The sequence below is a fragment of the Malonomonas rubra genome, from assembly GCF_003247215.1.
Lineage (GTDB): Bacteria > Desulfobacterota > Desulfuromonadia > Desulfuromonadales > Geopsychrobacteraceae > Malonomonas > Malonomonas rubra_A.
Map to the genome: position 1 here is coordinate 1 of NZ_QKAP01000025.1, position 15416 is coordinate 15416.

Below are 15416 nucleotides of genomic sequence, written 5' to 3' on the forward strand. Positions count from 1 at the left end.
TGTGCAGCTCACTTCCTATCGCTTCCTTCAGACCCTGCCGTTGCCAGCAACGCCCTTGCGATTCGGATTGTCTTCCCCCTGATCGGGGCGACGCTTGCTTCTTTCAGCAAGCCGGGTTTGCCAGCTCCGCTGGGCAAACAACAACAAAGCCCCTGCGAAATCAGGGGCTTTATCATTTTCAGCAGTGAGCTTCCGGCGTTATGTTCCACGCAACGTCATTGTTGTCTTTGGCCTCCTGTTACCGGTGGTCAAACTTCCCCTTCGCCTGCCGCAGCAGAATATTTGCCTCGTCGGGAAGTTCCACGCGGAAAAAATCCAATGCCAGAGATTTCAGCGCGCGTCTGGTTTCCTCCGGAGTATCACCCAGGTGGGTCAGGGGTGGGAGTTGCGGGCCTTGCCGCCTGCGGGCATTGATCAGCTGGGCAAAATTGGTATTGAATGTTGAATATCCCATCTGTGGCGAATACTCGAGCCAGGGATGGTTGTCTGAATTGAGCGCCGCCCCCGCGGAAAAACTCTGCAGCACCGACGTTCCGGAGAAGTAGGCCGAAGCCAGCAAACTCCCTGCTGAGCCGAATTCGAACCGCGCAAGCCGGGCGGCAATCCTTGGATTGGCCATCGCAGCGTTCAGCTTTTTCAGATTGAACGCCTGCGGAACCCGGCTGCCAAGGAGGATGAAATCGGTACCGTTGATAAACGCGGTCGTCTCGGGAAATGCCTGGATAAAGGTGCGGATCGCGATGCGCAATTGTTCAAGCGACAGATCATAGAGCGGCAGCCATTGGCAGAAGACCCCACCGGGAGTCAGCCGTTTGACGGCGATCTGATAGAAGTCGGAGGTAAACAGGTTGGCATTCCCCGTCTGCCAGGGGTTCGATGGCTCCGAGATGATGACATCGTAGCGCTTGTTTCTGGTCAGCAACCACTGCCGCGCATCCTGGATAACGAGGTGGGTACGTGGATTTTCCCAAGCGTGGCCATTCACGGTGGAGAAGAATGGGGCTACCCGCACGACCTCGGGTGAAATTTCGATGCAATCGATCTGGGTTTTGGGGTGAGAGACCACCTCGTTCAAGGTAGCGCCGGTACCCAACCCGATCACCAGGGCATTTTTCGGCGAATTCTTCAGCAGCATCGGCAGTTGCCCCACCAGCACTTGGGTGCTCATATCCCTGCCGGTACTGCCATCTGTCTTCCCGTTCACGGAAAAAAACCGGATCCGTTTTTGATACTCCTTGACCGCAACCGTGGTTTCAATCCCCTCTTCGACATCGACCAAAGAAGTGTCTTCGATATACGCGTCCAGTCCCCCCACCTTGGCAATCATCGGCGCATAATAGTAAACAGCGGTGTTCATCAGCAGTGGGTTCCAGTTGAGGGGAACCAGCGCCAGAAGCAAACCGAGAACCAGCGACGGAACCAATTTGCCGACCGGTTGCAACTGTTTTTTGAAGCGCAGCAGGTAAGCGAAGGCAAGCAACAGGTTAAGAAGCGCCAGCAGCCGGAAGCTCCCCAGTAGGCCTACCCAGGGAATCAGCAAAAATCCTGCAAGTACACTGCCGACAACCGCTCCCAGCGTATTGCAAAGGATGACGATGCCGACATTTTCGCCGGCATGCGTCAGGTCACTGGAATAAAGACCGACCGCTGCCGGGAGCAGCGCGCCGGAGAGGGTGGTCGGAATCAGGATCACTGCCGCAACGATAGCGACGTTGAGCAGGCACAGCGTCCCCCAATCCCCGCTGGCCTGCTGATGCGCTTGCTGAAACAGATAGGCCAATCGATCATAGAAGGGGGCGGTCGCCAGAATGAACAGGCCCGCCAGAGCCATCAACTGCTGGAACAACCGGTGTCGATTACGAAGCCGGGAGAGCCAGCGGGCATACAAGGCGCCACCAAGGCTCAACCCGGTCAGATAAATCCCTAGGATGATGGCGAATGCAAAGGTCGTGTTGCCCAGAAACAGCAGGAAAACCCGCGTCCACAGAATCTCATACCCCAAGCCGAGTGCCCCGAGAAAGGCCACACAGAACAACAGGCAGCGGCACTCTGTCGAATTACAGGAAGCGGGGGGAAGCGAAGCGCCAACCACCGTATCCCGAACCGCGACCGGCCGCCTGGCCCGCCACCAAAAGGCCAGGGCGATGCTCAGGTTGATGGCCACAGCGATCACGCCGGTCTCCGCCAACCCGAACGAAGGGATCAGCCAAAAGGCAGCACCGAAACAACCCGCCACTGCTCCGACCGTGTTGAGAGCATAAAGCCTGCCCACCGGAGCGCTGAACCCTGGGCCGATAAATAAACGAGAAACAACCGGCAATGTGCCGCCCATACAAACGGTGGGAGGCAACAGCAGAAGAGCCGCAAAAAGCTGCCGGGAAAAATTGATTAACAGAGGGTTGTCGGGAAAAACCTGGCTTAGCGGAAGGTAGGTGTGCTCCACCCCATGGAGTGCAACAGGAAAACCGACTGCGCTGATAACAATGCCGAGTTCCAGCAACGCATAGAGCCTGAACAGGTTGGCCGAACGATCGGCGAGGCGACCGAAGAGGAAACCACCGAGCGCCAGCCCGGTCATGAAGGTCGCAGCGACCATACTGACCGCCGGCATTGTCGCGCCAAAAGTCAGAATCAGATGCTTGGTCCAGAGAATTTCGTAGACTAGGGCACTGAACCCCGACAGACCAAAGAGGAAATAGATGACGGTTCTGGTAAATCGTTTAGACTGCATATTTCAATTCTTCATCGACATGGTTTGCATACGTTAAGCGTGCTTCAGCAGCAAAAGGGCATGACTGGCAGGACAACGAAAGGAAGGGTCAAAGCCACACAAGCCTACTTCAGTTACCGGGCTATATCAAGCCAGCGTTTTAGTCAAGAAAAAATGTTCCAATTATCACCCAGAACGCTCGCCGACACCTCTGACAACCGGGAAAATAGACTCCCATGACACATACAAACTATTTGAACAGAAACTGCAAGAACAATGCGATGGTATCTCTACTGCGATTGACTTGACTCCTCAATTTTCTGATCAATAATTTAATGGTGAGGAATCAAGGCGTACGGAGATATAAATTCCATGGACTCTGCCCCAGTAATCCTGACTGTCGATGATGAAGCTTCGATTCGCACCAGTTTCCGACTCTATCTGGAAGATTTCGGCTACCGGGTGGAAGAAGCGGCAGACGGATCCGCAGGCTTCGAAATGTTTCAGGCGCTAAATCCTGATTTGGTGCTCCTCGACATTAGCATGCCGGGCCAGAACGGTCTCGACATCCTCAAGCTCATCCACGAAGCAAACCCGGACCAGCCGGTCATCATGGTTTCTGGCAGTGGTGAGATCTGCGATGTGGTCAATGCGATAAACCTTGGGGCCAGAAGCTATATCCTTAAACCGGTTACCGACCTCTCGATCCTGCTCCATACGGTCGAAAAAGAATTGGAGCGTGCGCGACTGGTACGCGAAAACCGCGAATATCGCAAGCATCTAGAGGAAATGGTTGCGCTGCGCACGGTTCAGCTGGAAGCGGCCTACTCCAAGCTGGAGCAGAATTATGTCCAGGTAATCCGCAGCCTGGGCCGCGCAGCAGGATTTCGCGACAACAACACCAGCGCCCATGTTGTTCGCGTCAGTAAATATTCACAATTACTGGCGCGAACCTATGGCCTGCCCGAACAGACGGTTGAACTGATTCAATGGGCCAGCCTGATGCACGACATCGGCAAGATCGGCACTCCGGATCACATCCTCTTCAAACCAGGCAAGCTCAACCGCGACGAATGGCGGGAGATGAAAAAACACTGCGAAGTTGGAGTGCAGATACTAGAATTTGACCCGGAGGATGAATTCGGGCAGCACTCTACCAGTATCTCGGAGGAATTGATAGGTTCCTCCGACCGGGAATCGGATCTATTGATCATGGCTCGGGTTATAGCAGCCTGCCACCATGAACGCTGGGACGGCAAAGGTTACCCTCATGGTCTGAAAGGAGAAGAAATTCCCATCGAAGCCCGTATCGTCAGCATTGCAGACATTTACGATGCCCTTTCCAGCAGCCGCTCCTATAAAAATGCTTTTGGCGAACCGGAATGTCAGCGAACAATCCGCGAGGAAGCGGGCAAGTCGCTCGACCCGCACTTGGTCGAACTCTTCTTTGCCAATATCGACGAAATACTGAAGATCAAAACTACCTGGGCAGACTGAACCGACTAGACTTGTCCGACCGGCTAAGCTGCCGATTTTATTTCTCGCTCATTTGCCTTTGCGGCAGAATCCACTAGGCTTTAACCAGAAGCCAACCACCCGGCCTTTGCAGTGCACCTGAATTCAGGAGAAGCAACATGCAAAAGTCCTCCGCCGTTCTGGTTGAAGCGCTACATAACCCCCACTGTTACGATCATCCGGTCGATCGCGTCAAGCTGGTCGAGACCCATATCTCCTGGGTTTTTCTGGCCGGAGAATATGCCTACAAGTTGAAAAAACCGGTCAATTTCGGCTTTCTCGATTTTTCCACCCTGAACAAGCGGCAGCACTTCTGTCAGGAGGAGCTGCGCCTCAATCGCCGTTTTGCGCCACGGATCTATCTCGACGTCGTCAGCCTCGGCGGTTCTGCGGCGGCCCCAGTCATCGGCGGAACGCCAACCCTCGATTATCTGGTGAAGATGAAACGTTTTTCGCGTCAGGAGGAGCTCGACCAACTGCTGCAGAACGGCTTGCTAGAGCCGGCACAAATCGAAAAGTTCGCCGAATATCTTGCCGAACTGCATAAAAGCGCCCCACGCATCGAACAGAATCGCCACTTCGGTTCTCCCGACGCCGTCAAAGCTCCGGTAGAGGAGAACTTCTTGCAGATCCGTAAACTCCTGCACGAAAAATCCCAGCGACGGAAACTCGACCGGCTGGAAAGCTACAGCAGGCAAACGTTTCAACAGCATCTTGGGCTGCTGCAGAAACGAAAAAAAGAGCATTTCATCCGCGAATGCCATGGCGATATTCATCTGGCCAATATGCTTTGGCATAACGGAGAACCGCTCCTGTTCGACTGCATCGAATTCAACGAAGATTTCCGCTGTATCGATATTGTCAACGATTATGCCTTTTTGCTGATGGATCTGGATGATCGTGGCGCAGACCGGCTCAGTTGGCATTTTCTCAACCGCTACCTGCAGAAAACCGGTGACTACCAGGGGCTGCACCTGCTCGACTACTATCGGAGCTATCGCGCGATGGTGCGAGCAAAAGTGGTCTGCCTGCGACTGGCCCAGGTAGGTCGAGGTGAAAAGGTGAGAGAGAACGATGAGGCTTTGCTGCATAGCTATCTCGAGCTTGCTGAGCGCTACACACAACAAAGAAGAACGCCACTGATCATAACCCACGGCTTTTCAGGCTCAGGCAAAAGCACTTTTATCCGCCAGTTGGCTCCTCGATACGGTGCAATAGGCATCCATTCAGACATTGAGCGCAAACGGTTGCACGGGCTGGAGGAAGCAGATAAAAGTGATTCAACCCTTGCCGCCGGAATCTACTCAGAGCACGCGAGTGAGAAAACCTACCACCGACTATTGGCGTTGGCCGAAACTGCTATTAAAGCAGGCTTCCCGACAATTCTTGATGCGACCTTCCTCAAACAGCAACAGCGCAAGCAGGCACGCAGGTTGGCAGAGCGGTTAAAGGTCCCCTTTATCATTCTCGATTTCACAGTGAATGAAAAAGAACTGTTTCTCCGGGTTGCTGAGCGCAGCATTAACACTGGGAAAATTTCAGAAGCGACGCCAGAAGTGCTGCAAATGCAGTTGCAGCAAACAGAACCGCTGGCTGCCGATGAAAAACTTGCTTCCCTAAAAATCTTTCCCGACACGCCAGAAGAAGATATTGTCATCCGCATCAAGCATAGCTAAATTCAGTGGAAAAGTTATTTACAGGAGCATCAGCTTTTGCCTATTGTGGGAAGGCTTGTTGCTCTTTTATGTGAAAAATGTTCATATTGAGGATATCAGTTGCTTCGTATCAGTCTGATTTTATTATTACTTTTAGCCTTATCCGCCTGCAATGAGGTCCCCAGCGAAAAGGTTGTTTCGCTAAAACTCCAGCACCCCCCGAGCGATGCCGACTGGCAGCGAGCGGCAGTTCACCGGATCAGTGTCGTCGGTGGCCGCCCACATAAAGAGATCCTGTTCCCAGATATCGATCAAGACATGGTCCACACCAGTACTGCCTCCTGTCACCATGGCGCGGCACTACCGGAACCGATCACGGTTGAAGTGCGCTCCTTTTACACCGACAGCCAACTCTACCTGCAGCTCAAATGGCCCGACGCGACTGCGGACCGCCAGATCCGCCAGTGGCGTTACAACGGAGAGAGCTGGCAGACAAGCAACGCCATGGAAGACGGCTTCGGCATTCTCTGGCCCGGCAAACGAAAGCCAGAAAAGTTCAGTTGTGCCCGCGCCTGCCATCTGGATGACTTCGGCGTGCAGGGAGCCCGCTTCCACGCCCAAAACCGGATGAAGCTGGCAGGTACCGATACCCGCTTCGATCTCTGGAATTGGCGCGCCGAGCGCACTGGCCGTTTCGGCTTTGCCGATGACCGCTATCTGGACCAGGAAGGGATGCACGGGGATCTACCGGGCGAACTGTTTAGGGAAAACTCCCGTGCTGTATTGCAGGAAAATGGGCTAAAAGCGTTTGCCGATGGTGATCAACCGGTTTACGATCAGGAAGGCGAACCGTTTGCCGGACGATTTATTCCGGCCGGCAGTACGGCACCCGGTTATCTGACCGAGCTACCGAGTGGCGATCGGGCCGACATTTCAGCACACAGCGAGCATGTTGACGGTCACTGGGTCGTCACCCTGCGGCGCGCCTTGCAGACCGGTTCGCCGCGGGATGTTCAGTTCTCATCTGGCCAGGAATTTGCATTTGGCCTTTCCGTGATGGACAATACGCTTTACGACCATTACGCATCCAAATATGAAGAATCCCTGTTGCTTGTCGCAGAGGATGATTGAGGAGATACCCGTGAAATTGATTACTGTTTTTTTCTGCTGCCTGTTACTGACACTGGCCGGTTGCAACGAACCCAAGACAGACAGCAGCACCGACCAGGCGAAGCTGATCAACGTCAAAGGGGTCGTGGTTGCACCTCTCGAACAGACCTACCTGTACATCTATAAACAAGGAATGGATTTGTACGGCCCGGCGTACGCGCGCTCTGAGGCTACCGGCAGGGATGGCGCTTTTCAGCTGAACTTGCCGGAGGGCGATTACATCGCCGTCGCCCGCAAACGCCAGGAAGGGGAGACCGCTGGCCCGGTGCTGGCCGGCGACTTTCGCAGCGACTTCATGCAGCTGAAGGTTCGTGAAGGGATGGCTGAGCTGACCTTGGTCGCTCCGAAAAAGATCGGTGACGAGCGCCGCTTGACCGACGTGGCAACCAGCGGCACCACCGGACTGGAAGGCCTGATCACCGATGCCGACGGCAATCCGGTCGCCGATGCCCGGGTTCAGGTTTACGACCATGTCCAGATGTCGGAACGACCGAAATTTGTCTCCAGCAAAACAGGTCCTGACGGACATTATAAAATCCTGTTGCCGGAAGGTGGCACCTACTACCTCTGCGCGCGCAACAAATTCGGCGGCCCCCCAAAACTTGGTGATCTTTACGGACGCTACGATCAGGGCACCATCGAACCATCGGCCGTAGTGGTACGACTCGGTGAGATCGTTCAGGATGTCAACATCACCGTCAACAAGGTCTGGTAATGCGCTATCTGCTTCTGCTCCTGCTGTTTTTCACCGGCTGCCAGCAACTGGGCGAATCTATCTCTCTCGACGAGGTCAGCGCCAAGGCACGTTCTGGCGATCGAAAGGCGATCGAGCAACTAGTCGGGTTACTCAGCAGTGAAGGAGAACTGACCAACGAGCGGGTCTATTCGGTGTTGGTCAGCCTGAATTCCGCAGAAGTGATCCCGGTGCTGCTGGGAAAAGTGCACAGCAGCGATCGGATACAGCGGGAATATGTCATCGCCGCGCTCGGTAATCATCAAGCGGCAACGGCGGTCAAACCGATTGCCGAGGTGCTCGCCGACCGGCAACTGAAACGCCGCTATATTGCAGCCTGGGCGCTGGGAGAAATCGCGCAACCGGATTGCGTTCAGCCGCTGCTGAATGCATTAGGCGATTCGGATGGCGAAGTCCGCAAAGCAGCGACCAGGTCACTGATCAAGCTGAATCGCCTGGCGACAGAACCTCTAATCGATTTCCTGTCGCACACCGAGTCAACGACCGCTGCCGGCGCGATTCGCGCCTTGGGAGATATCGCCGATCCGCTTGCCTTTGAAGTTTTGGCGAACAGAATCAAGGGGGCTAATCGGGCCGAGGTCATCTTAGCCCTCGGGAAACTGAAGGATTCGCGTTCTGAACCACTGCTGATCGAAGCGCTGCAGGATGCTGACTGGCAGGTGCGGATGAATGCGGCAATGGCCCTATCGGAAGTTGGCGGTGCAGCTTCAATTATGCCCTTGGAGACAGCCCTCCAGGATGACGTCAACGTGGTTCGCGAGTGGTCAGCCCGCAGCCTGGAAATGTTGACCGGGAAACATTACCGATACCGGAATGAAACCGGCGAGTTGGTTCTTCCCTACAACATCTACCACTAGTCAATGGATACGTTGTGAAGATCGACCTGTTACAAATAAAGGGGCTCGGCGCCCTGCTGAAATCGCCCTGGTTCTGGCGACTCTGCAGGATATTTCTGTTGGCGATATTGTTACTGATGATCGGCTACGGCTGGCACCAGCATGCCATTCCTGGCGTTGCGGCCGCCGACCCGCTGATGTACACCAATCTGGCCACTTACGGTCTCTGGGTACTCTGGCTGATGGGAGTGGTGTTTGTTGCCCTGTTGTTTGGGCGCCTCTGGTGCGCCTTCTGCCCCCTAGGCTGGCTGAATGGGATCATCTCCCGCAGTGGCCTGAAACGCACCCTGCCCGGCTGGCTGCAAAATCAGTATCCAGTCACCCTGACCTTGATCGTGCTACAATTAGCAGTTTATTGGCTATCGATTCATCGCTTTCCCGACTACTCCGCGGTTCTGATGGCAACCGCCATCGGTTTGGTCATCTCCAGTGGTCTATTGTTCCGACAACGCGCCTTTTGTTCGCTGTTCTGCCCTGCCGGTGCGGTCATGGCACTCTACGCACGGATCGCACCGTTTCAGTTACGTGTCGGACAACAAGCCGTCTGCGATAGTTGCGACAGCCGGCAATGTGTTTCTGAAGAGCCGAGTTGGCGGCGGTTCGAATGGGGACGCGGCATTCTGTTCTGGAACAGCTTGCGCCCCGGTTGCCCGATCGACCTACATCCACAGCAATTGACTGACGACGCGGGCTGCACCCTCTGCATGCAATGTGTCGACAACTGTGCACACCACAATCTTCAGCTCGGTTTCCGCCCCTGGCTGGCGGAGCTGGGACAAAAAGGGCTGAACCGGAGCGAGACCCTGTTTGTTGTGGTTCTACTGGGGATGCTGACCGCCAGCTTCAGCAAAGTAAACATCTCGCTGCGTGAAGTCCTGTTCTGGCTGCCGCAACAAGCAGCCGTCGCATTAGGCTGGCAAACTCCCGGCTATGCGTTGCTAGCAGCAATCTGGGTCACGTTGATCTTGCCGCTGCTGCTCCTGCTCCCGGGGCTGATACTGTTCAAGCTGCGCCACCTCCGTGAGAGTACCTTGCCTGCGAAAACGGGAACAACTGACTTGGAAAACAGCCTGCCGCTGAAGCCGAGCTCTGACAGCAGCTGGACCGCACTTGGCCAACTGCTGTTACCCTTCATCCCTCTACTACTCACTGTCCACCTGATTCTTGCCCTGGTCAAGCTCAACACTAAAGGAGCTTACCTGCCCCTGGTGCTGCAGGATCCGACCGGTGTGCAGAGCTACCTAGCCATGCAAATTACGCAGACCGTAGCCCAACCTACCGCGCTGCTCCCTCTCGAAATTCTGAAGTGGCTGGCGTTAGCAATCCTTCTGTTCGGCTACCTGTTCAGTCTGCTTGCAGCCCGCAAAATAGCCAATCGGTTGCTTAGCGACAGGGCTGTACAATTTTATTTCTGGGCGTCAGTCGTCGGAGTGAGCATACCAGCCGTTCTGTACACGGACACCCTCATCCGCTGGCTGTTTGTTCGCTAGCAAAGCTTCTGTGAAACCAGAAGACTGCACCGGCTATTTTCAACTGCAAGACCGGCTTTCTTTTCTTCTTCTTTCCCGGTCCACTTCAAGCATCCAGAGAGTTTTTCTTAACAATCTTGGACATAAAGCAACACGCCTTCGAATAGACGCTTGCCGTTTTTATTAAAAACTCGACTGAACTGATTGCGAATACCATATTTAGAAGGTAAAATTCTAATTTTTGTGGTTGGGATTATTTATCCCGTGGAGGGGACAATGAGTCTTACATCGCATCAGAAATTATTATTCTACGTTGCCTTTCTGTTATCAGGGTTCTGTGCCCTGGTCTACGAAATCCTCTGGACCAAATACCTGTCGCTGACCTTTGGCACGACTATCCTTGCTGCCAGTATTGTTGCCGCGACATTCATGGCTGGTCTGGCAATCGGGAGTTACGCTCTGGGCCGCTATGCGGATCGTGACGTTAATCTGCTGCGTCTCTATGCTTTTCTGGAAGCTGGCATCACATTAACCGCCCTTTTATTCGCTCCCACCCTGAGCATTGTCGAGTATATCTATGTTGGCTTGACGCAAACCTTCCCCGACTGGCCCGGCCTACTGCATGGCCTGAATTTCTTTTTTTCCGCCATCCTGCTGTTGCCGCCGACAATATTTATGGGCGGAACATTCCCGTTGATTTGCCGATATTCAGCACGAAGAAAATCGGGAGGACAGATCGGCAGACTTTACGCATTAAATACTGCCGGTGCGATGGCCGGGGCATTTTGCGCCGGATTTCTGTTGATCCCGACCTTCGGCTTGACAGCCACCGGCTACTTGGCAGCCATCCTGAACCTGTTGATCGCTGCAGTCGCATTCTGGTTATCTTTCAATTCAAATCAGACCTTGATCAAACCACCGGTGAAGAGATTTCTGCAACCACTTCGTCACCATACAATTCTGATCAGCGTTGGATTTATCGGTTTCTTTTCCCTCGCCTACGAAATCCTCTGGACCCGGGTTTTTCTCCTGTTTCTCGGCAACACCAGCTATGCATTTTCACTGATGCTGAGCGCCTATCTGATCGGCATCGCGCTGGGGGGAGTCTTCTATTCCAAACTGGTGCACCCGAAGATGAACGAAAAGCAGCTTTTTATTCTGCTAACCACCCTGATGGGAACGGCGATCCTGGCTACCGTTCCATTCTACGACCAATTGGCCAAGGCTTTTCTGGTCGCCCATCAGCTTACCGGCGAACGCTGGTGGCTGCTAACCGCCTGCTCTTTCCTGATCATCTTTCTAGTGATGGCGATCCCGACCATCCTCTCCGGCGCCCTGCTTCCGACAGCGGTTGCCATCCTCGATCCGGGAAAGGCCCACACCGGCGAAGGGGTTGGGCTGGTCGTTCTGCACAACACCATCGGCGCAGTCTGTGGAAGTCTGGTGGCGGGCTTCGTGCTGATCCCATTGCTCGGCACTTTCGACAGTTTTCGCCTACTGGCTCTGATCAACTTGGCGTTGGCCATTTATCTGTTCTGGTACTTCTCCCGCCAGACCAAAATCGGTCTGATGGTTGTCGCGCTGGTTGTTATCGGGCTGATCTTTTCCTTCACTCCGCTTAACTGGAATGAGAAACTGATGAACAGCGGCGTCTATTGTTACGCCACAAAATATTTACGGATGGGTGGCATCGACAAAGTCCTAGAGAAAGAAAAGGTTCTCGAAGTCATCGAGGGGACTGACACCACAGTAGCCGTGCATGAAAGTCTGAATGGGCAACTCCGCTTCTTTACCGTCAACGGCAAGACCGATGGGGGCACCGGGCAGGACATGTCGACCCAAACCCTGGTGGGACAGTTGCCGATGCTGATGCACCCACATCCGGAAGAGGTGCTGGTCATCGGCCTAGGCACCGGCATTACGTTGCGCGGTCTGAGCGCCCACCCAACCGACCGAATTGACTGTGTCGAACTTTCACCGGGCGTGGTAAAGGCAGCGGGATACTTCACTGAAGCAAACGGCAACGCGCTGGACGACCCGAAAATCAACTTGATCATCCGCGACGGCCGTAACCTGTTGATGACCCAATCGAAAAAATATGACGTGATCATCTCCGAACCATCCAACCCCTGGCAGGCGGGAAATGCCAACCTGTTCACAGCCGACTTTTATCAGCTCGCCGCAGCGCACCTGAAGGAAAACGGGCTGTTCTGTCAGTGGATCGGGCTTTACGATATCACCACCGGGAATCTGCGCACCCTGACCCGCACATTTATGCAGACCTTTCCCCGTGTACTTGCGTTCAAAGCCGGCTCGGACATGGTTCTGGTCGGAGCCCAACATGAACTAGTGCTCGATTACCAGCAACTGAAGCAGCGCTTCGTGCGGCCAGCGATCGACCAAGTTCTCGCCCGCGTGAACATCGGGGATCCGGGTGAGCTGATTGCCGGTCATTATCTTTTTTCCGAGCGGGCGCTGAAAGAATTTTCCGGGACCGGCAACTACAATACCGATGACCACTCGTTGCTCGAGTATTCCGCCCGCTTCAATCTTGGGGAAAAAACTCTGGGCGAGTACCAGAGCAATAATATGACTGCCCTGCTTGAAGCGCAGAAAAAGGTATTTATTCCACTGGTCAACCTTGGCGGTAGTCCACCACAGGTTGCGGAGGTGTTCCGAGAACTGGCAAAGGGGTATGAAAAAAATGGCCGGCGGGCCGAAGCAGTCCACTTCATGCGCAAAGCAGCTCAGCTGCACAACCCCCCGAGCGGATAAAAACAGGCAGGAAGCACAGGATCTGCAGCGACTCAAATGGCGCAACACACCCGGAAATGAAGACTGTGATCCAACTCAGTCGAAGCTAGTTTTCTTTTGTCGGGCTGACGGCACTGTTTAGCAGCGCCTGTAGATACTCAGGAATTTGTGGATAGTAAACTGGCGACCAAGGCTGCTGTTGTAAATCCTTCAGTAACGGTATGGCTCCTTCCGGATGCCCCAGTTTGAGCAGCAGCTCCGCCTTTTGTAGCTGTAGAAAGGGATTTTCCGGCAAGGCGGCATAAGCCAAATCGAGCATTTTCAACGCCTGGTCGGGTCGCTTTTTTTCCCAGGCAATGCCCGCCAGCGTCGAATACTCCAGCCCGTAAGCAGGCTCCAATTCAACAGCCTCGGCCAAGCTGTCCAACGCCTCATTGCCCTTTTTCATTTTGCGCAGCAGCTGATAGTACGCATAGCGGACCGAAGCGTCCTGTGGCGTATCCTTCTTCAGCTGACGATAGATCTCGTCAATCTTTTCATCTTGAAAAAAGTTGTCTAAATATAGAGCTTTGCGGCGTAGCTCCCAGCTATTGGGAAGCGGTTGCGCCAATAATTGCGGATCCATAAACAGTCGTTCCAATGTGCTGGCGACAAACCGAGTGCTCAAGGGCAGGTTGCCATCAAGATTCGAGCAGGAGATGGAAACACTGCTTAGCTTCACTCCCAGCCCTTGAAGTTGCCCCACAAAGTTGTAGAGCAATGGATAGAGTGGTGTTTTGATTTCACCTTTGTACAGCGGAGAAAAATAGCTGAGGTCGATATGCAGAAGATTTTCACCACTGATCGATTGCAACTGATCAAGCTGAACAGCACGAAAAGGGGTACCATTGATCATCCCGCTGAAGGTATTGTCTTGCAGGGAAAAGCTCTCCGCTTCCTGCGGGGTGGCGGATCCCGACTCCACCAATTGCTCGCGAAACAGTTGCAGATTTAACTGTTCTACCTCGACCTGTGACGGAAAAACCCAGGTCACTGATGAAAAAACATTTGCCTCGATCGCTGCTCGCAAGCCCATACGAGGCAACAGCAGGGGGTTAGCGAACTGGGGATTAAGCTGTTTCGTATCCAGCGTCCCATCTTTGATTTGCCGAACAATCTGTTGCACCAGAGACTTCGGTATCGGTTGCAGAAACGGATCTTGTGAGAAGAGTAGTAACAGCGGTTTTTCCTGTTGACTATTCGCCCAGAGTTCCAACGCCTGCGAAGGAAATTCAAGAAGACGTGCACTTTTATGTTGCAGAGCCGGCGGATCAGTCTGAAGGTCAGGCTGATCTGCGGCCTGAAGTTGTGGGCAGTTCAGCAGAAAAAAAAGTAACAGAATTGGAAAAAATCTCATAAAAACCTCCGAAAACTGATCCAGTATAAGGCATTAATAATCTTTTCGCTATTCTGCTAGTCATGAATTTATCTTTTCTTTTTTGACCCGTCCTAAAAAGTCTGAAAACAGCCCAAAAATTTTCCGAGGCCAGATTCCTCCTAACTTATTCGTAAAAAGACTGTTCAAATTAGTGATTTCCCCCCCTCAAACTGGAAAAGACATTCATCAATAGAAAACTAACAAAAATACCTACTGTCATAACAGCGGCGACCACTTGGCCGAGCCGGGAGCAAAGCGCTCCACCTGTCACGGCATGAGCAGGATGACAACGGTTCTGCACATCTCCGATAGTAGTCCCGAGAAGGTGTGTAACTTCTGTCATATGGAAGGGCATCCGCAGGCACCCGACGGGGTCAACCCGGGCGGCACCATGACCGGAGCACCTTATCTGCGCGGCAGCGGGATGGGCAACCTGTATGAAGAGGATGGGGCGCCGTGGGATAAGAACTACATATCGCAGACAGTCTTTGGCGCTGTTCCCCGGGGTGAGACCTTTACCAACGCGGAAAACATCTTCGCCTACAGCCACGGCAGACCGGCACCTGTGGCCTATGACTGGGATAAAGGTCGGCCAAGTGATACCAGCCATTATCCGGTCATGGTCCTGGACACCCCATTTATTTATCAGGGTGAAACCGCTCTGGCGGGTGGTGGCTATCGCGGACCTGACTCAAATGCCGGCGGTTATAATCCTCCGCCGACATTAGATCAGCCATATGCCTTTAACTCCTACGATTGGGGAGCAACTTCGGATGCCGCTGTCACCGACATGATGCACCATCAGTTCAGCTGTTCAAAGTGCAATAACCCGCACGCATTGCGGTTGCCGATGCTGATGATCACCAACTGTCTCGATATCCGGCATAACACCTGGGACGAGAACAATTCGTCGCAGCAGAACACCTTCACGTCCTCCGCGCAGAACTGTCACTGTTATGATGACAGCCGCGCGACACAACAGCAAAAAGGTGGCTGGAACAAGATTACACCGTGGCAGAATGAAAACATCAACAAGACGGCGCATCCGTAATTAATCGAACAAATATGGCTCGATG

Annotated in this window: 10 protein-coding genes; 8 read left to right on the forward strand and 2 right to left on the reverse strand. The window is 53.7% G+C overall.

The window, feature by feature from the left end; genetic code table 11:
* Positions 1 to 238 precede the first annotated feature (238 nt).
* Positions 239 to 2731 carry a fused MFS/spermidine synthase gene (locus tag Q7J88_RS02615; protein WP_303720599.1) on the reverse strand — a complete coding sequence of 831 codons (2493 nt, stop codon included), beginning with the start codon at positions 2729 to 2731 and terminating at the stop codon, positions 239 to 241.
* A gap of 351 nt (positions 2732 to 3082) precedes the next feature.
* On the opposite strand from Q7J88_RS02615, the gene Q7J88_RS02620 reads away from it, so the two are divergent.
* The 7 genes from Q7J88_RS02620 to Q7J88_RS02650 all read left to right on the forward strand — a co-directional run bounded on the left by Q7J88_RS02620 (position 3083) and on the right by Q7J88_RS02650 (position 12944).
* Complete coding sequence (locus tag Q7J88_RS02620; protein ID WP_303720600.1) at positions 3083 to 4207, forward strand: HD domain-containing phosphohydrolase; 1125 nt, start codon at positions 3083 to 3085, stop codon at positions 4205 to 4207.
* Positions 4208 to 4344: 137 nt separating this feature from the next.
* Positions 4345 to 5901, forward strand: coding sequence for a bifunctional aminoglycoside phosphotransferase/ATP-binding protein (locus Q7J88_RS02625; protein ID WP_303720601.1), 1557 nt, complete (start codon positions 4345 to 4347; stop codon positions 5899 to 5901).
* 99 nt (positions 5902 to 6000) lie between these two features.
* Positions 6001 to 7011 (forward strand): ethylbenzene dehydrogenase-related protein, encoded by a 1011-nt coding sequence (locus Q7J88_RS02630; protein ID WP_303720602.1) that lies wholly within the window; start codon positions 6001 to 6003, stop codon positions 7009 to 7011.
* Between the two features lie 10 nt (positions 7012 to 7021).
* Positions 7022 to 7765 carry a carboxypeptidase-like regulatory domain-containing protein gene (locus tag Q7J88_RS02635; RefSeq protein ID WP_303720603.1) on the forward strand — a complete coding sequence of 248 codons (744 nt, stop codon included), beginning with the start codon at positions 7022 to 7024 and terminating at the stop codon, positions 7763 to 7765.
* Positions 7765 to 8661, forward strand: coding sequence for a HEAT repeat domain-containing protein (locus Q7J88_RS02640; protein WP_303720604.1), 897 nt, complete (start codon positions 7765 to 7767; stop codon positions 8659 to 8661). Before Q7J88_RS02635 ends, Q7J88_RS02640 begins: the two co-directional genes overlap by 1 nt.
* Positions 8662 to 8675: 14 nt before the next feature.
* The gene (locus Q7J88_RS02645; protein WP_303720605.1) at positions 8676 to 10190 is read left to right on the forward strand and encodes a 4Fe-4S binding protein; all 1515 of its coding nucleotides are present in this window, start codon (positions 8676 to 8678) and stop codon (positions 10188 to 10190) included.
* Positions 10191 to 10445: 255 nt separating this feature from the next.
* Positions 10446 to 12944 (forward strand): fused MFS/spermidine synthase, encoded by a 2499-nt coding sequence (locus Q7J88_RS02650; RefSeq protein WP_303720606.1) that lies wholly within the window; start codon positions 10446 to 10448, stop codon positions 12942 to 12944.
* An 85-nt stretch (positions 12945 to 13029) separates the two neighbouring features.
* On the opposite strand, the gene Q7J88_RS02655 is transcribed toward Q7J88_RS02650, so the two are convergent.
* The gene (locus Q7J88_RS02655; protein ID WP_303720607.1) at positions 13030 to 14319 is read right to left on the reverse strand and encodes a M48 family metallopeptidase; all 1290 of its coding nucleotides are present in this window, start codon (positions 14317 to 14319) and stop codon (positions 13030 to 13032) included.
* A gap of 295 nt (positions 14320 to 14614) precedes the next feature.
* On the opposite strand from Q7J88_RS02655, the gene Q7J88_RS02660 reads away from it, so the two are divergent.
* Entirely contained in the window at positions 14615 to 15391 is a 777-nt protein-coding gene (locus Q7J88_RS02660; RefSeq protein WP_303720608.1) for a hypothetical protein, read from the forward strand.
* The last annotated feature ends 25 nt before the right edge of the window (positions 15392 to 15416 follow it).

Coding starts and splice junctions, on each gene's coding strand:
- Q7J88_RS02615 (WP_303720599.1), bottom strand. CDS start 2,731: ATGCAGTCTAAACGATTTACCAGAACCGTCATCTATTTCCTCTTTGGT.
- Q7J88_RS02620 (WP_303720600.1), top strand. CDS start 3,083: ATGGACTCTGCCCCAGTAATCCTGACTGTCGATGATGAAGCTTCGATT.
- Q7J88_RS02625 (WP_303720601.1), top strand. CDS start 4,345: ATGCAAAAGTCCTCCGCCGTTCTGGTTGAAGCGCTACATAACCCCCAC.
- Q7J88_RS02650 (WP_303720606.1), top strand. CDS start 10,446: ATGAGTCTTACATCGCATCAGAAATTATTATTCTACGTTGCCTTTCTG.
- Q7J88_RS02655 (WP_303720607.1), bottom strand. CDS start 14,319: ATGAGATTTTTTCCAATTCTGTTACTTTTTTTTCTGCTGAACTGCCCA.
- Q7J88_RS02660 (WP_303720608.1), top strand. CDS start 14,615: ATGAGCAGGATGACAACGGTTCTGCACATCTCCGATAGTAGTCCCGAG.
- Q7J88_RS02640 (WP_303720604.1), top strand. CDS start 7,765: ATGCGCTATCTGCTTCTGCTCCTGCTGTTTTTCACCGGCTGCCAGCAA.